General features: G+C 26.7%; 15 protein-coding genes. 3 read left to right on the top strand and 12 right to left on the bottom strand.

Annotated elements, in window-relative coordinates; all coding sequences use genetic code 11:
- The first annotated feature begins 205 nt into the window (after positions 1-205).
- The gene (megL, locus tag I1959_RS03535; RefSeq protein ID WP_195237117.1) at positions 206-1,399 is read left to right on the top strand and encodes a methionine gamma-lyase; all 1,194 of its coding nucleotides are present in this window, start codon (positions 206-208) and stop codon (positions 1,397-1,399) included.
- 89 nt (positions 1,400-1,488) lie between these two features.
- Positions 1,489-2,883, top strand: a complete 1,395-nt coding sequence (locus tag I1959_RS03530) for a Na+/H+ antiporter NhaC family protein (RefSeq protein ID WP_195237116.1) — start codon at positions 1,489-1,491, stop codon at positions 2,881-2,883.
- Between the two features lie 109 nt (positions 2,884-2,992).
- Here the strand turns inward: I1959_RS03530 and I1959_RS03525 are convergent, their stop codons facing one another.
- The 8 genes from I1959_RS03525 to I1959_RS03490 all read right to left on the bottom strand — a co-directional run bounded on the left by I1959_RS03525 (position 2,993) and on the right by I1959_RS03490 (position 9,888).
- Positions 2,993-3,514, bottom strand: a complete 522-nt coding sequence (locus tag I1959_RS03525; RefSeq protein ID WP_195237115.1) for an ECF transporter S component — start codon at positions 3,512-3,514, stop codon at positions 2,993-2,995.
- 27 nt (positions 3,515-3,541) lie between these two features.
- Entirely contained in the window at positions 3,542-4,132 is a 591-nt protein-coding gene (locus I1959_RS03520; protein ID WP_195237114.1) for a class I SAM-dependent methyltransferase, read from the bottom strand.
- A gap of 45 nt (positions 4,133-4,177) precedes the next feature.
- Positions 4,178-4,696 (bottom strand): FmdE family protein, encoded by a 519-nt coding sequence (locus I1959_RS03515; protein WP_195237113.1) that lies wholly within the window; start codon positions 4,694-4,696, stop codon positions 4,178-4,180.
- 177 nt (positions 4,697-4,873) lie between these two features.
- Positions 4,874-5,620 carry a MerR family transcriptional regulator gene (locus I1959_RS03510; RefSeq protein WP_330615160.1) on the bottom strand — a complete coding sequence of 249 codons (747 nt, stop codon included), beginning with the start codon at positions 5,618-5,620 and terminating at the stop codon, positions 4,874-4,876.
- 187 nt (positions 5,621-5,807) lie between these two features.
- A complete protein-coding gene (locus I1959_RS03505; protein ID WP_195237111.1) occupies positions 5,808-6,914 on the bottom strand; it encodes a DUF362 domain-containing protein in 1,107 nt (368 codons plus the stop codon).
- 94 nt (positions 6,915-7,008) lie between these two features.
- Positions 7,009-8,271, bottom strand: coding sequence for a 4Fe-4S dicluster domain-containing protein (locus I1959_RS03500; protein WP_195237110.1), 1,263 nt, complete (start codon positions 8,269-8,271; stop codon positions 7,009-7,011).
- Positions 8,272-8,588: 317 nt separating this feature from the next.
- Positions 8,589-8,852, bottom strand: coding sequence for a hypothetical protein (locus tag I1959_RS03495; RefSeq protein ID WP_092926167.1), 264 nt, complete (start codon positions 8,850-8,852; stop codon positions 8,589-8,591).
- Between the two features lie 199 nt (positions 8,853-9,051).
- The gene (locus tag I1959_RS03490) at positions 9,052-9,888 is read right to left on the bottom strand and encodes a methyltransferase domain-containing protein (RefSeq protein WP_195237109.1); all 837 of its coding nucleotides are present in this window, start codon (positions 9,886-9,888) and stop codon (positions 9,052-9,054) included.
- Positions 9,889-10,127: 239 nt separating this feature from the next.
- Between I1959_RS03490 and I1959_RS03485 the strand changes: the two genes are divergently transcribed.
- A complete protein-coding gene (locus I1959_RS03485; protein ID WP_195237108.1) occupies positions 10,128-11,507 on the top strand; it encodes a DUF4832 domain-containing protein in 1,380 nt (459 codons plus the stop codon).
- Positions 11,508-11,592: 85 nt separating this feature from the next.
- Here the strand turns inward: I1959_RS03485 and pelG are convergent, their stop codons facing one another.
- Genes pelG through I1959_RS03465 form a run of 4 tightly spaced genes read right to left on the bottom strand, consistent with a single transcriptional unit; the run spans position 11,593 to position 16,981 of the window.
- Positions 11,593-13,047, bottom strand: coding sequence for an exopolysaccharide Pel transporter PelG (pelG, locus tag I1959_RS03480; RefSeq protein ID WP_195237107.1), 1,455 nt, complete (start codon positions 13,045-13,047; stop codon positions 11,593-11,595).
- Positions 13,048-13,049: 2 nt separating this feature from the next.
- Positions 13,050-14,456 carry a GT4 family glycosyltransferase PelF gene (pelF, locus tag I1959_RS03475; RefSeq protein ID WP_195237106.1) on the bottom strand — a complete coding sequence of 469 codons (1,407 nt, stop codon included), beginning with the start codon at positions 14,454-14,456 and terminating at the stop codon, positions 13,050-13,052.
- Position 14,457: 1 nt separating this feature from the next.
- Positions 14,458-16,278, bottom strand: coding sequence for a DUF2194 domain-containing protein (locus I1959_RS03470; RefSeq protein WP_195237105.1), 1,821 nt, complete (start codon positions 16,276-16,278; stop codon positions 14,458-14,460).
- Positions 16,271-16,981, bottom strand: coding sequence for a hypothetical protein (locus tag I1959_RS03465; protein WP_141664389.1), 711 nt, complete (start codon positions 16,979-16,981; stop codon positions 16,271-16,273). Before I1959_RS03465 ends, I1959_RS03470 begins: the two co-directional genes overlap by 8 nt.
- Positions 16,982-17,159 lie beyond the last annotated feature (178 nt).

Here is a 17,159-nt window from a genome sequence, read left to right as displayed (position 1 = left end):
ATAAAATTTTTTTTAAGCCTAAATAATCTAAAGTCAAAATTTGTCTAAATTAAGTTTAAAAAATTTTTATTATTTTAAGTTTCATACCTATTTTTTAATTTGCCAATAAATTACAATAGTGTTATATTAAAAAAGAAAACAGCAGCAATCGTTTTCATGAAGTAAGACACTACTATATTAATCAAAATCTAGGAGGAGAATTACTATGGAAAACTTAAAAAACAAAAGATTTGCTACAAAAGCGATACATGGAGGACATCATAAAGATCCTGTATCTGGAGCATTAACTACACCAATATGCCAAACATCAACATTTGTATTTGATAGTGCTGAACAAGGTGGAAGAAGATTTGCACTTCAAGAAGGTGGATACATATACTCAAGATTAGGAAATCCAACTAATGCTCAATTAGAAGAAAAAGTAGCTTTACTAGAAGGCGCAGAGGCTTGTATGTCTACTGCATCAGGAATAGGAGCTATATCTTCAGCATTATGGACAGCCTTAAAAGCAGGAGACCATGTAGTTGCGTCTAAGACATTATATGGATGTACATTTGCATTATTAAATCATGGCTTAACAAGATATGGAGTTGAAGTAACTTTTGTAGATGCTACTAATTTAGAAGAAATTAAAGCTGCTATGAAAGAAAATACTAGAGTTGTTTATTTAGAAACTCCAGCAAATCCAGACTTAAAATTAATAGATATAGAAGCTGTTGCTAAAATAGCTCATGAAAAGAAAGATTGTATAGTTATGGTAGATAATACTTTCTGTACACCTTACATACAAAGACCTCTAGAATGGGGAGCTGATGTTGTACTTCACTCTGCAACTAAGTACTTAAACGGACATGGAGACGTTATAGCAGGTTTTGTTGTTGGTAAACAAGACTTTATAAACCAAGTAAGATTATTTGGTGTTAAAGATATGACAGGTGCTGTACTTAGCGCATTTGATGCTTACTTAATATTAAGAGGTATGAAAACTTTACAAATCAGAATGGATAAACATAGTAAAAATGCACTAGAAGTTGCTAAATTCCTAGAAGGACATAAAAATGTAGTAAAAGTTAACTATCCTGGACTTGAAAGCTTCCCTCAACGTGAATTAGCTAAAAAACAAATGCATTTACCAGGTGGTATGATAGCATTTGAAGTTAAAGGTGGCTTAGAGGCAGGTAAAAAATTACTTAACTCTTTAGAATTATGTACTCTTGCAGTTAGCTTAGGTGATTGCGAGACATTAATACAACATCCTGCTTCAATGACTCACTCTCCTTATACAGCTGAGGAAAGAGCTGAAGCTGGAATCTCAGATGGATTAATAAGAATTTCTGTAGGTCTTGAAGACCCTGAAGATATAATAGATGATTTAAAACAAGCCTTAGATTTACTTTAAGCTTTAAAATTGAACCTAGTTTAATTAAGCTAGGTTCAATTTTTTTAAAGTCTTAATTGTCACAATTTTAATTCAAAAGGAGAATTCTTATGAGAAAAGAAGAAAAAGTCAAACCGAGTTTTAAAGCTTTAATTCCATTTTTAGTTTTTATAGCAGTTTATTTAGGAAGTGGTATAATTCTTCAAGCTCAAGGCGTAGAAATGGCCTTTTATCAATTCCCAGCCCCAGTAGCTGTCAGTTGTGGTGTCTTAGCAGCTTTTTTCTTAATTAAAGGTTCTATTGATGAAAAATTTGATATTTTCGTTAAAGGTTGTGGTAACTCAAACATTATAATAATGTGTGTAATATATTTATTAGCTGGAGCCTTTGCTAGTGTCTGCCAACAAATGGGAGGCGTTGATTCAACAGTAAACTTAGGTTTAACATACATACCTTCACAATTTATCGTAATTGGTATATTTTTAATTTCTGGTTTCATATCTACTGCTACAGGTACTTCAGTAGGATGTATTGCAGCAATTGGTCCAATTGCAGTTGCAGTAGCTGAAAAAACTGGTGCTTCTCTTCCCCTTGTAATGGCTTGTGTTTTAGGTGGAGCCATGCTTGGAGATAACCTTTCTATAATTTCAGATACTACAATAGCTTCTACAAGAACTCAAGGATGTGATATGAAAGATAAGTTTAGAATAAACTTTTATTTAAGTTTGGTTCCTGCCATTATTACAATTATTTTACTATTTGTATTTGGTAAGCCAGAAGTTCCTACTACAATTCAAGCTTATGATTTTAACTTAGTTAAAGTTTTACCTTATTTATTTGTATTGGTATTAGCAGTTGCTGGAATGAATGTATTTTTAGTTTTAACTGGTGGAATATTTTTAGCTGGAGCAATAGGAATGTATTATGGTGATTTGACAATATTAACTTTTGTAAAAAGTATTTACACAGGTTTTACAAATATGACAGATATCTTCTTGTTATCTCTTTTAACAGGTGGTCTTGCCGAAATGGTAACTCATGCTGGTGGTATAGAAGCACTTCTTGTAGCTGTTCAAAAGTTTATTAAAGATAAAAAATCAGCAGAAATTGGTATAGGTGTTTTAGTTGCATTAACAGATATAGCTGTTGCAAATAATACAGTTGCCATTATAATAAATGGACCTGTAGCTAAAAAACTTTGTTATAGATACAAAGTTGACCCTAGACGAAGCGCTGCTATTTTAAGTACTGTTTCTTCTATTTTACAAGGCTTTTTACCTTATGGTGCTCAGATGCTAATTTTAACTAGTTTCACAAATGGAAAAGTATCTCCTATGCAAGTTATGCCTTTAGTTTGGTTCTGTCAATTATTATTGATTTCAACACTACTTTCAACTTTCATACCATTTGCAAACAAATTAATCGTAAGAGATCCTTGGAATTTTTCTAGTGAAATGCCTGAAAGTAAAATTAAAAATATTGGTAGTGAGAGTATTCAAAATTAATAGATATATATAAATTTTTACATTTTATAAAATAAAAGAGTAGGCAAATTTTTACCTACTCTTTTATTTTTAATATTTTGAAAATCTATTTTTTTATCTTATATAATTTTTAAGAAGCTAAGCTTCTCTTTATCTCTGGATTTTTAGTTGTAAACTTAATTAAAATAGGAATAAATATTAGTTGTATAAGCATTCCAGGAATAGCTTTAGCTAAATCTCCAAATACAAACATAAATGGGCTAACTTTTGGTGCTAAAGTTAAAGAAACAATGAATGCCCCCAAAACAGCAAATAATCTACCACCTATCATAGCACCTATAAGACTTATATATATTTTATTAGTTTTTTCAAATAAAAATCCACTTATAACTCCGTATGCACATAATTCAAAAGCCATTATAGGCATAACTGGAACTAATGGTGGCATACCTGTCATAAACCCACTTAATATAGGTGTCAATAATCCTACTAATCCTCCATAAAGTGGTCCTAATAAAAATCCACCTATTAAAACTGGTATATGCATTGGTAAAAATATTGATCCTGCCATATTAAATGTATGGAAAAACATAGGTAATATAATTCCAAATGCAATAAATATCCCCGATAAAATTATTTTTTTTGTTTTCATAAAAATATCCCCCTAAAAGCTAAATTATTAATTTTTATCTATTATTAAATAATAAATTTCATCATTTTCAAAAGCTTCACTTACATTTAACCCTACATCTTCAAATAATGACTTTTGTTTTTTAACACATATAAGCCTATCATTTTTAACAGTTTCATCTTTTTCTTTATGCATATTATTTAAAAACTCTCTACTATTAGAATGAGCTATCATAAGTTGCCCATTTTCTTTTAAATTATTTTCTACTAATGACTTAATAGTTAACGTTTTATTTTGTAAATGTGGAAACATTGAATATAAAATTATTTTATCAAACTTTTCATTTATATTATCGTTTTCAACATCTAACTCCTCAAAGGATAAATTTTTAGTATCCTTAAATTTTTCTTTTGCTATATCTAGCATTTGAGTAGATATATCAACACCTTTTATAAATCCAGTTTTATTTAATTTTTTTAAAAAAGGTATTAATACGCCAGTTCCTGTTCCTACATCTAATATACTTTGATTATCTTTAATATTTAGCTTAGATAAAAGAGTATTTATTTTTAATTCATTTACTTCGATTATGTTGTCCCAATCTTTTGCTATACTATCAAAAAACTGTACTTGATTCATAGCATATCTCCTCCATTTGATAAATTATTTCCATCTTAGTAATATCTAAAAAAATCTTTTATAATCACTATAACAATCTAAACAAACCTTCTTCCCCTCTTGAAGTCTTATAAATTGTTCAGATGATTTTTCCTTACATACCTCACAAGTCTCAGATAAAAATAATCTAGCCTTTTCTGGAAGTTTTATATTAGTTGGTGTAAAATCAAATAAATCTTTTGGATTAGCATTTATCAAAAGATTTTTATAATCTTCTCTTGATAAGCTTTTATCCCTATTTTTTAGAGACATTCTAACAGATTTATTATTTTTTCTATTATAAAAATGATAAACACTTTTTCCCCTAAGTCTTATAAGTAAATTTCCCTTACCTACAGTGCACCCAAGCATTAATTGTATTGCATCTAGTCCACATGCATCATTTTCAGCTATACAAACAACCTCCTCATCCTCAGCAAATTCTAATTCTAAGTATTCTTTAGCTCCTTTAGAAGCTAAATACCCTATAGCTAGCCCTGGACATTCATGTCCATGAAATTTGATTACTTCTTCCCAAGTTTTCATAAGTTTTCTCCCCCAAAAACAAAAACCATGAAGATACACTTATATTATTCGTGTAAACCTTCATGGCTTAATTTCTAAATTTAATAATTCTTTTTTCAATATAAATAGTATATATTTATACATTATTTGTCAACAAACATTTTATCTATTAATATTTTTAGTATTTTAAAATTATCATTACTTTTTATTATCACAATAAACATTCATAGCATCACTTAAAAATTTAGCAAGCCCTTTTTTATGCTTATCTATATTTTTAGTAAATCTTTCATCTGCTACATACATAAGAGCTAATCCTCTAAATATTTCTACCGTACAGTTATAGTAATTATTGCTTATATGATCTCTCCATTTTTGTACTAATACTTGAACTTCTTCATCATCTGGATTTTTATCCATTAAATTTGCTAGCTCAATATATATATTATTAGCTTCTTCACTTATTTTTTCCCAGTCTTCTTTTGAATACTTTGATGTCTTTTCCCTACTTTCTTTATAAGCATCACTATCTTTATATCTTCTTTCTGTCTCTTCTTTGTACTTTTCTTCATGCTTTTTAATATCATCATAACTAAAAGCGTTAAAATCCTTTTTACTCATATTATTCTCTCCTAAATTTTTTATTGTTTCATCAATAGAATCTATTATATTTTCTAGCCTTTCTTTCTTTTTCATTATAAGTTTTCTTTGTACCCTTAAGGCATTTTCTATATCAAAATTTTTATCATCTAATATATTTTTTATTTCGCTTAATTTAAAGTCTAATTCCTTAAATACTAGTATTTGATAAAGTCTTAATATATCATCTTCACTGTAATATCTATAATTAGATTCAACTTCTCTACTTGGCCTTAATATTCCTATATTATCATAGTGGTGTAACATTCTTACACTTATGCCTGTTAATTTTGATACCTCACTTATTTTATACGTTTTTACACCTCCTAATGAAATTCTATTCTATAACATTATGTTAGAGTAAATAGTTTTTTATATAATTATCTTAAAATATTTAATTTTATCCTTTGTTTTATATATTTGTATATATAAGAATTAATAAAACAAAAAAACTAGCTCAAATCTAGTATAGACTTTAAGCTAGTTTATTGTTTTATACTTCTATTAATTCATATTCTTTATTTCCTATACCAAGACTTACACTATGATCAACACATACTTCCCAATTAGTTTCAGGGTGTGTATTTATAAAATGATCGTGTGTATTATGTTTTTTCTCATCTAAGTAGCTTCCATTTATTACACTTTGTTTATTTGCCATATCTACACAAGCCATATCAAGTGCTACTGGGTCAAATGATGCAAATATACCAACATCAGGTATTATTGCTAAATCATTTTCAAAATGGCAATCACAATTAGGGCTTACATCTATTACAAAACTTATATGAAAATGTGGTCTATCTTTAAGTACTGCATAACTATATTCTGCAATTTTTTTATTTAATATATCATTAGCTTCAAATGTTGTAGTATCTACTGCATCAAAATTACAATTTCCTATACATCTACCACAACCTACACACTTATCATGATTTATAACTGCTTTTTTACTTTCATTAAAACTTATAGCATCATGTGCACATATTTTTGCGCATGCACCACAAGTAACACATTTTCTTTCTTTTATTTTTGGCTTTCCACTACAGTGCATTTCCATTTTACCTGCTCTAGAACCACACCCCATACCTATATTTTTAAGCGCACCACCAAATCCTGTTGATTCATGACCTTTAAAGTGATTCATAGATATTATTATATCAGCATCCATTATTGCCTGACCTATTTTTGCCTCTTTTATGTACTCTTTATCTATTTTAACATTAACTTCATCTGTTCCTTTAAGCCCATCACCTATTATTATATGACATCCTGTTGTAAATGGATTATATCCATTTTCATATGCTGCATCTAAATGTTCTAGTGCATTTTTTCTTCTTCCTACATATAAAGTATTACAGTCTGTCAAAAATGGCTTTCCTCCATTTTTCTTTATTAAATCTACAACTACTTTAGAATAGTTTGGTCTTAGATATGCAAGATTTCCTGGTTCTCCAAAATGTATTTTAATAGCACTAAATTTTCCATTAAAGTCAATATTTTCTATACCTGCTTTTTTTATAAGATTTTCTAATTTCATAAGTAAACTTGTATTTTGGTCTGTTCTTAAATTAGTAAAATATACTTTTGATTTTTGCATTTACCTTATCCCCTTACCCTTTTATTTATATAATAATTATATCTATTTTTTCTTTTATTTTAAGTAATAATCTTAAGATTACTAAGTATAATTTTTATTTTTTTACTCTAAGTAATCTATCTAAATATATAGATTTCATCTGATCACTTGCCATAGCTTTATGTATAGGAGATAGCTTAAGTATACTAGAAAGTATTGAAGCCATAGCTCTATGACTATGAAGTGCTCCTTTATCAAATATTAAATTTTGTAATTGTCCTTTTTCAATAGCCATAAGTACTACTCTGTGAGCTGATGATGCTGGAGTTATTATTTTTTCTTTTCGCTTTTTTAGATGTATACATTTCTTAGGACAGCTTCTTGCACACACTCCACATCCTAAGCATATATCTTCATCTATTTTTATAGTAGTTTTGTCTAATTCTTTTACTTCTACTATTGAATATATAGGACAAGTATTTAGACATTTTTTACAGTTTATACACTCATCATAATCTATATACGGTATAAAGCTACTAGTAGCTACTGGTTGTAAACTTCCATACTCTCTTGCAGCAACTAATGCTTCACAGCAACATCCACAACAATTGCATATAAAATTTACTCCTTTTTGTACATTTTCTCCACATTGTACTAAATTACTTTCATAAGCTTGGTGAAGTAATTCCTTACACTCTGATACATCTATTCTTCTTGCAAAGTTATTTTTAATTAAAGAATTTGCAGTATTATTAAAGGTCATACATATATCCATAGGTGCATCACAAGCCTTTCCTACATGTTCCATTTTATGTCTACAATAACACATACTAACCCCTATATGGCTTGCAGTTTCTATTATATGTGTTGCTCTTTCATAATCAAGTATAGTTATTTCATCATCATTAGTTAAAACTTCTTCTTGTACATAAACTCTTCCTAATTTAGTTTCTGCCGAATAAAATAAATCTTTTATAAAATCTTCTTCTACATTCATATATTGATAGTAAAGTTCACCTAAAAGTTTTTGGTCTATATCATTTCTTGTTCTCATTAGTGCAAACTCAAAAAAACCTGCCATAGGAGGTGGCAGAATATATTTTTTACCTTTATCATCTTCTAGATCTAAAAGTATTGCCTTTGCAGCAAGTGAGTCTAATATTTTTAAAGCTTCACTATCACTTACACTCCATATTTTAGCTGCTGTTTTTACTCTAAATGGTCTTATTGGAAGTTGTGCTACTAAAGTTGCTTCCCTTTCTGTAAATAGTACCTTTAATATGTCATAAAGTGTTTTAGATGGTGGTACCCCTTGCGGAAATTTATTTAATCTTTCCTCTAAGCTTTTATAAGCATTTTTAGCACTTATATGGCTCATATTATCACCTCTTAAATTTATATGATTTAATTATTTACATATTATCTAATATTAATAACTAAAACTTTTTATATATATTCTTTATATTTCTATAAATTTCCTTTAAAGCTTTATATTTATTATCTTTTTTACGAAATTATAATTTTTTTATTAATTATCTATATTTAATAAAATGCATCTACTTAATAAAAGTAAAATAACATAAATTTACTATATAAATAAAAGTCCAAAATTTTTCTATCGTAAATAATTCTTAATACTAAAAAATGAGCAACTTCAATCAATATGAAGTTGCTCATTATATATTATCCATTTAATTATAATAGCTCATCTTTTAATTCTTTATTTACTTCTTTTACTAGTTCTTTTTCTTCTTTTTTAACTTCTCTTATTATTTCTTTTGCTTCTTTTTTTGCTTCTTTATCTTCTTCTTTCATTTGATGCTTTAATTCTTTTGCAAATTTATGTGCTTCGTGCTTTTCTTCTTTAAACTCTTTTCTGCTTTCATGTTCATACTTTAAACATTCAGCATCTTTTTTTAATTCTTCTTCAATATGTTTTACTTCTGATTTAAATGTCATTTTTAACATCTCCTGACTAATATTTTATGTAAGCTCAACTTTCTTGTTGATAGTTTATATATACCCATAAAATACCAACATAAACATATTATTAGTTTTTTTATATATTTTTTTCTAAAATTATAATTTCTAATTAAAATTTGCTATTATACTAAATTTTGTAATTATTATTTAGATATTTAATTTTTCTTTTATATTTTTACATAACTTCCCAAGTAATAACCCCTAAAGTTACTTTGCTTTCATGATAAAATATACCATCTTTAATTTCTCTATTAACAAATTCTTCTATTTTATCTATGATTTCATACTTATCTAAGTACTCTTTATATCTATTTTTTAATTTATTTACTGAACCTTCATAACTTGTTTTATATTTCCAAGTAGTACCTGTATAAAAAATACTCGGTCTATAACCACTAAAATATAATATATTAAATGGATATATTATATCACTTACTCCACAAAATTCTAGCCTTTTTCCTAATATGAATTCATCTGCCTTTTCTAAAACATCATCTTTTGACTTTCCATCTGTTGCTATGTAACAACAACTTTTATTTGAAGCTTCATTTATTTTTAGTAAACTATTTGGGTTATAACATCCTGGGTTTAAGCTACTTATTACTAAGTCAAATTTTTTATACATATTCTCTTTGTTTAAGTCTATATCATTCCAATTAGCTTTAATAATTTCTATATTATTTATATTATTGCTTTTTATCTTTTCTTTTAAAATATTAAGCATACAATCTGAATAATCAAGTGCATATACTTTTTTGCATATTTTACTTAATTCTATAGAATATGAGCCTGTACCACAACCAATATCTAATACCTCGCTATTTTCATTAATATATCCCTTTAATTTTAAATTTTTAATAACATCCTTAACTCTATTATTACAAACTGTTTCATCATAATTTTTTGAGAACTCATCCCAAACCTTTATGTTCTTATCTTCTGTGTTTTTGTCTAAAATATATTCTTTACCTACTTTAATCCATTCCTTTTTCCAATACTCTAAATTCTCCATACTCCACCTCTGATAAACAAAAAATTAATTTTAATACAAAAAGCCATAAAGACAAATCTACTATAGATTAAAACCCTTATGACTTTATATTATAAATCCTGCTAATTTAATGATAGTATTTTTTTTAACAAACTTCAACATATTTTATATTTATAGCTATTTAACTCTTATTTTTATATTCCTAAATTTATTAAATATTAGGTATAATAAACTATAGAACCTAATATTTGGAGGAAATTATGAATCTACGCATAAAAGCACTTTTAACATCATTGTCACTTATACTTATATCAACTACTGCTGTATCTTGTAAAACTAATACTAAAAATACATATACTCCACCTAAATCAGATGCAGTTTTAAATAATCCTTTTATGGGATGGGCACCTGATGCACAATATACAGATTACACTCAACCACACAAACTAGTTTATGCAAATATATATTTTAGCGAACTAGAACCTAAAAAAGGAGTATACGATTTTGATTATATAGAAAAAAAATATAACTTTGATTATTGGAAAAATAAAGGTGTAAAAATAATAATAAGACTGGTTATGGACTTACCTAACAGTGAAAACAAAATGTATATCCCTAACTGGTTGTATAAAGAAATTGGTAAGGACGGAACTTGGTATAACATACCTTATGGTAGTGGATTTAGCCCAAACTATGAAAATAAAAAATTAATCAAATATCACGAAGAAGCCATAAAAGCTTTAGCAAATAAATACAATAAATCTTCAGAAATTGCATTTGTAGCTCTAGGTAGTATAGGTCATTGGGGAGAATGGCATACCTATCAGGCAAATGATTTTTTCATACCATTTCCTAGACAAGAAATAGCAAATATTTATGCTGATCATTATGTAAAATACTTTGATAATAAAAAATTATTAATGAGAAGACCATTCAAAGTAGCTAGAGATAATAATATGGGATTATTTAATGATATGCTTGGTAATAAACCATCTACAAAAGAATTTATCTCTTGGGTAAATGATGGATATATAGATTGGCTAACAAAGGTTAATCAACCTTCTATGAAAGATTTTTGGAAAAATGCACCTTCTGGTGGTGAATTTGCAAGTGGTAACTCTGGAATGAATTTTTTAAAAGATTTTTCTATAGATAATACTATAAAGCAAATACAAGATACTCATATAACCTATATAGGACCTAATTGTCCTGCTGATAAAAAAGGGAAACTTCAGTATAATTTTGATAAAGTACTAAAAACCTTAGGGTATAGATATGTTATAGATACTGTAAAATTTAATAATAACTTAAATCCTAATGATAATCTTAAACTTAATATTAATATAAAAAATGAAGGTGTAGCTCCTTTTTATTATAAATGGCCTGTAAATATTTCATTAATAGACAAAAATAATAATATTATTTATAGTTTAAATATTGATGAAGATATAACAACTTGGTTGCCTGGAAATATAAACTTTGCTACTTCTATAAAATTACCTTCACATATATCTAGTGGAAATTATAATATAGCTTTATCTATATTAGATCCATCTAATAATAAACCTAGCATAAAATTTGCTAATAATAATGAAATAATACCTAATTACTTTAAATTAGGTGAAATAACTGTTAAGTAATATATTAAAACTTAGATAATATATATTTATAAAAATAACCTATAAAGTGGATTCTTTATGTTACCCACTTTATAGGTTATTTTATTTATACTACTTTGTTTTTATTAAATAGACCATATATACTACTAAATATGCCCTTTTTCTTTATATTAAACATTGGTTGGTCTGCAAATATATGGTATTCTATCCTGTTAAAGAATTTATTTATTTCATTAAAAGCAAATACCATAGATATTATACTTGAAAAGAAAAAGCCATATCCATAAAATTCTTTCCCAATAAATACAGTAATTATTGATAATACTATTGTAGTTATTAAAAATACTGTTGCTATTTTTAAACTTTCACTTCTTGCATCAAAATAAAGTAACATTATAATTAAAAAGTTCATACATATATATGCTAGTGCTCCTAGTGTTAATATACCAAATATCTCAATAGAGTCACTTAAAAAGCCCATATATGGAAGTAACTTAAACCCTAATACTATGCATGCAAAGCTTCCTATAAACTGTACCTCTATCATATGAGTCATATGCATTACTACACAATCTATCAATTCTTTTTTAGCTCTTTTTATTTCATTGATACTTCCAGTATCTCTTACAAAGTTATAAAATTCTTTATACTTTGGATATATTAAAGTTTCAACTTTTACAGTAAATATTACAACTGCTGGTATAACACTTAAAAAAGCATAAAAACTAGGAACATCATAAAATGAGGCTACTCTAAAAGTATTGTCAACTACTGTGGCGCTATCTGTCATCCAAATTATAAGATTATGAGAATATGCACCTAGTGCTAAAAATATTCCTATTAAAAATAGTTCAAAATACTTGTCTAAACTCTCCATAAATTTCATGCACCTTGATAATTTTAAACTATCAAATCCAAATGCTCTATAAATTATCCCTATAAACATTATAGATATAAATATATACCCTATTAAAGTAGCTAAAAGTGCTATGTATAACTTAGGCATATTTATAAACTTTATTCCAAATATTGTTCCTAAAGTTATAATTAACATACCTATTACAAACCCTAAAACTATTTTTAAATAGTCTTTTACAGCTGATAAATACACCACTTCTATCCATATTATTCCTATTATTATAGTTATCATAACTGTCGCCAACTTTATATATATCTCTAAAGTTGAATTTATAAATAATAATGATGTTATTATTAATGCACTTATACTGTATATAATTATACTTCCTATTAAAGATTCAAATATATATCCTATCTTTTTTTCATATATGCAATCTGAAACAAATCTTGATATAAACATACTTATACCATTAGATAATATATATGATATAAAAAAGGCATATATTATTATAGAACTAAATAATTGTATATTTAAGTAGGTTTCTCCAACTTTTTTTAATATATCTTGCATAATTAAAAATGACAATATTGAGATGATCATTGGACCTATGGTTATTAATGAAGACATAAAATAGGTTCTAGTTTTAGAAAAGTATCCGTCTTTATCTATTATCTTTTTAAGTTCAAATCCAATTCCTGCCATATTTATATTTCTCCATAAATTTTTCTATAATTTTGTATAAATTGATCTTGTGTATAAAAAGTTGATACTCTTTTATATCCATTTTCGCCCATTTCTTTTCTTAATTTTTCATCTTTTGCTAGATTTACTATTTCATTTGCCATTTGAGAATAACCCATAACAGGTACTACTACTCCACAGTGTCCTATATTATCATTATTTCCATATAAGAGTTCCCTACATGCTCCTACATCTGTAGTTATATAAGGCTTTTTAGCTGCCATACCTTCAAGTACTGATAGTGGCTGGCCTTCACTTATACTTCCAAGAAGTAACATGTCCATTTTACCTATATATTTTGATATATCTACTCTTCCTGTAAATAATATATTTTTATTACCTAGCGATTCTACTAAGTCTATACATTCTTTAGTATAGTCTTCATCTTCATCCATAGGTCCTATAATATATAGCCTAATATTTTTCATTTCTTCATTTGCATTTACAAAAGCTTGTATTATAGTTTTTACATCCTTTATAGGTACTACCCTTACTATAGCACCTATATATATAATACTTTCATCATCTTTTTTAGTATCTATATTTTTAAATCTATCAAGCTTTACGCCATTTGGAACAATTTTTATTTTATTCCTATCACATCCTAATTCTATTTGAAGCTTTTTATTTTTTTCAAATAAACTATAAACCTCATCACTGTAAGTATACGCAGCTCTTGATAAATTGTAAAAATACCTTATCCAGTTATCTTTAAAGTAACCTTTAACCCAATCTGCCTTTATTATCTCTTCTTCTCTTTCTCTTGTATATATTCCATGTTCTGTTAATATAAACTTAGAATCTTTGTTGTAGTATTTCCCTAAAGCTCCCACTAATCCTGCATATCCAGTAGATACACTATGATATATATCACATTTTGGTATATCACTTTTTAGAACTTCAAATACAGTCATCATCATAGACCTTATAGTCCAAAAGAAATGGTTAAATATTATATGTGGATAATATTTACTTGCTATATCGCTTACTACATCAAAAAAATCTTCACTCATTAATATATCCACTGTATTTACATTTTTAAGTCTATTTATGCAGTCAAATAAATCTTTCCAGTTAAAGTATTCACCTACTATAAACTTACCTATAACTTCTTTTTCTATATCTGTAAGATTAAATTTTACTTTACTTTTAACCTTTTTATTATCGTCTATATCTAAGTATATATCTTTAATTTCTACAACATTATCTGGTATTTCATACTTATAGGTAAGACCTTCATCATTTTTAGCACTTATTGCATATATTACAAATTCAATTTCTTTCATACTACTAACTAGCATTTGAATCCAGCTTGAAACTCCACCTGTTACATATGGATAGCTTCCTTCTGCGATTAAACATATCCTCATATTATTTACCTCCTGTTGTTATACTAAAATCAGTATTAGTTGAATGTATAAGGTAAATATCTTCATCTATTTTTTTATAACTACATCCTTTAGTTTTTATTATCTCTTTATCACTTCTAAGTATATAATAATCATTCTTTGAAGTATCTTTTGAATATCCTTTTATATTATTTTTTTCATAAGAAAATACACTTTTAGTTTTTAGATAAGTGTCTAAGGATTCTACACCTTGAGATATAGTATCAGCCTCTAACCATCTAAAGTCTTTATAAACTATCTCCATAATTTTTTCAAAGTCCTTTTTAAGTTCTTCCCAGCTCATACCACGATTTCTTTCTGGATCTAATATGTCATCTGGATGTATAAAGTGAGAAAATACTCCATTTATAGTTATGCCATTGTATATCATCCACTTTTCAAATTCTTCAAAATCATAACCTGAACTATATCTAGGAAAATTGTATATTCCATCTTTTCCTTTTGAAAACTCTTGTTCATAAGCTAGTTCATCGTTACTTACTACATATAAAGATGCTATAACATTAATACTTGGTATACCTTTTTTTAAGGCTTTTATACCTTCTTCTGTTATAATATTAGATGGTGGTACATATCCCCTTATTATATAGTTTGGGTATATCTCATGTATAAATTTATTTAACGCTCTCTGCGCTTTTAACATTTCATCGTAGCTTTTCCATGGCTTATATCCAAGTTCTTTACCTACTAAGTATTTATTAGTAGTAAGTGGCTGATGATTAAATCCATGTATACCTATTTCTCCACCAACCTTTAGTAAGTTTCTACCTAAAGTTACTAAATTTTTAGAATATACATCTCCATTAAACTTTTCTATATTATTTGTTACATCTTCGTAATTGTATATTAAAAAACCTGTTGGAACTGCATTGTAATTTTCACACATTCTAACAATATCTGGCCACCATATATTAACAAAGAATTTTTCATCATTAACATGATAATATTTATAAATTATATCTGAATTTCCATTAGGCATTGGAGCTGGGAAATCATCTATATCTAAAACCTTAGAGTTTATAATAGGATATATAAACTCATCTCCAGTTCTATAAAGTATACCAGTTAATATACCTCGATTAGACTTTTCACCTAAAAACTGTCCATTTGAAAATATTACTTTACCACTACCTAACTCTTCCTCCCAAAGTAGAGGTATATTATTATCAGCACTTATATGAACCTTAACACCTTTTTTTAACTTAACATCTAAAGAGCTATTTTCTGTATCTTCAGTTCTTTTAAGGCCCTTACCTTTTATAAGTATATTAGATTTAACATACATATTCTCTGCTTCTATTAGCTCATTAATACTTTCTATTCCTAATTCACTTGAATATCTTTTTATATTATCACTAATCAATGGCCTTTGTGCAAATATTAAGTTTCCTCCTGATTTAGCATAATTTATAAGTTCATCTAAGTAACTAAACTCTTGTAATCTTTCAGAATTTATTATAACTGCTTTATATCCCTTTATATCACCATTAAAATTTTTAATATTTTCATTTACTATAGACTTATCCATAGATTTTATAATCTCATTAAAATTTCCTTCAACCTTTTTAGATTCTTCACTCTCATCACTTAGTAGTAAAAACTTTTCAGTGTATTTCTTACTAGCACTTTCATATTTTTTTGATGTGTATACTTTTTTATCTAAGCTTGTGGTTTTTGTATTTTGAATTTTATCAAATATATAGTTATTTTTCATAAGAGATATTAAAAAACCTAAAACTAAAATTATAGATGTAAAAGTTATTATAAATCTTTTTCTAAACACTATTATCACCTTCTATCCAAAATCTTAGTATGTCTAATCCTTCTTTGTCTAATTTAATATCAGATTCTCTTAATGACTTTATAACTTTTTCAAAATTTTTTTTATCGTTAAGTGTATAGTAAACTTCTAATAAAAACATATATGGTTTATAACTTTGTACAAATTTTTTCATATACTTATAAGAATATATTATAGCTTTATCATAGTTTTTAATATCTATATATATTTTTATAAGCTCATTTAAGTAATTTTCATCATCTTCTATGTCTCTTATATAGTTTTCTAATGCTAATTTATAGCTATAAGTTAACCTTGTTCTTTCTTTTTTGTCTATTAAATTACTATCTATACATTCTTTGAGCGCTTTTATATACTCTTTGCTCACCTCTTTATTCTTAGAGTTTTTATAATACTCAACTTCCATATCTTGTATAGCAACAGTAAGCTTACTTTTAAGCTGCGTTATAGCCGTTGCTGCATAGTGTGACGTCTCACTATCTTCATCTTTAAGTGCTTTTAATAAAAATTCTAAATATTTATATGAATCTTCTTTTAGCATTTCTATAACTAGATTTCTTTTTATATTATGGTCATTTAAATTTAGTGCATCTTCTATTGGTATTAAATCTTTTTTATTTTTAAGCTCTGCTTCTCTAATAAGCAAACTTATATTTCTATCATACTCATTTTCTTTATCTATCAAATACTGTCCATTGTCACTTTTAATAAAAAATTTAAATAAATAAATAAACAATATATATATAATACCTAAAAAAGGAATAGCTATAATTAGTAAGAAATTGGTGTAAGCATTTTTCACTCTAAAAATTTTCATAAGTAGTAGTATAAATAGACCTATTAAAAAATTAATGACATATATT

It is taken from the genome of Romboutsia sp. 1001285H_161024_C4 (assembly GCF_015550185.1).
Classification (GTDB): domain Bacteria; phylum Bacillota; class Clostridia; order Peptostreptococcales; family Peptostreptococcaceae; genus Romboutsia_C; species Romboutsia_C hominis.
The sequence above is the reverse complement of the archived record's forward strand: the minus strand, read 5'-3'. Positions and strand labels throughout refer to the sequence as shown.

What these genes read in the sequence shown, in the direction of transcription:
- megL (WP_195237117.1), top strand. Translation starts at nt 206, where the DNA reads ATGGAAAACTTAAAAAACAAAAGATTTGCTACAAAAGCGATACATGGA.
- I1959_RS03530 (WP_195237116.1), top strand. Translation starts at nt 1,489, where the DNA reads ATGAGAAAAGAAGAAAAAGTCAAACCGAGTTTTAAAGCTTTAATTCCA.
- I1959_RS03525 (WP_195237115.1), bottom strand. Translation starts at nt 3,514, where the DNA reads ATGAAAACAAAAAAAATAATTTTATCGGGGATATTTATTGCATTTGGA.
- I1959_RS03520 (WP_195237114.1), bottom strand. Translation starts at nt 4,132, where the DNA reads ATGAATCAAGTACAGTTTTTTGATAGTATAGCAAAAGATTGGGACAAC.
- I1959_RS03515 (WP_195237113.1), bottom strand. Translation starts at nt 4,696, where the DNA reads ATGAAAACTTGGGAAGAAGTAATCAAATTTCATGGACATGAATGTCCA.
- I1959_RS03505 (WP_195237111.1), bottom strand. Translation starts at nt 6,914, where the DNA reads ATGCAAAAATCAAAAGTATATTTTACTAATTTAAGAACAGACCAAAAT.
- I1959_RS03500 (WP_195237110.1), bottom strand. Translation starts at nt 8,271, where the DNA reads ATGAGCCATATAAGTGCTAAAAATGCTTATAAAAGCTTAGAGGAAAGA.
- I1959_RS03495 (WP_092926167.1), bottom strand. Translation starts at nt 8,852, where the DNA reads ATGACATTTAAATCAGAAGTAAAACATATTGAAGAAGAATTAAAAAAA.
- I1959_RS03490 (WP_195237109.1), bottom strand. Translation starts at nt 9,888, where the DNA reads ATGGAGAATTTAGAGTATTGGAAAAAGGAATGGATTAAAGTAGGTAAA.
- I1959_RS03485 (WP_195237108.1), top strand. Translation starts at nt 10,128, where the DNA reads ATGAATCTACGCATAAAAGCACTTTTAACATCATTGTCACTTATACTT.
- pelG (WP_195237107.1), bottom strand. Translation starts at nt 13,047, where the DNA reads ATGGCAGGAATTGGATTTGAACTTAAAAAGATAATAGATAAAGACGGA.
- pelF (WP_195237106.1), bottom strand. Translation starts at nt 14,456, where the DNA reads ATGAGGATATGTTTAATCGCAGAAGGAAGCTATCCATATGTAACAGGT.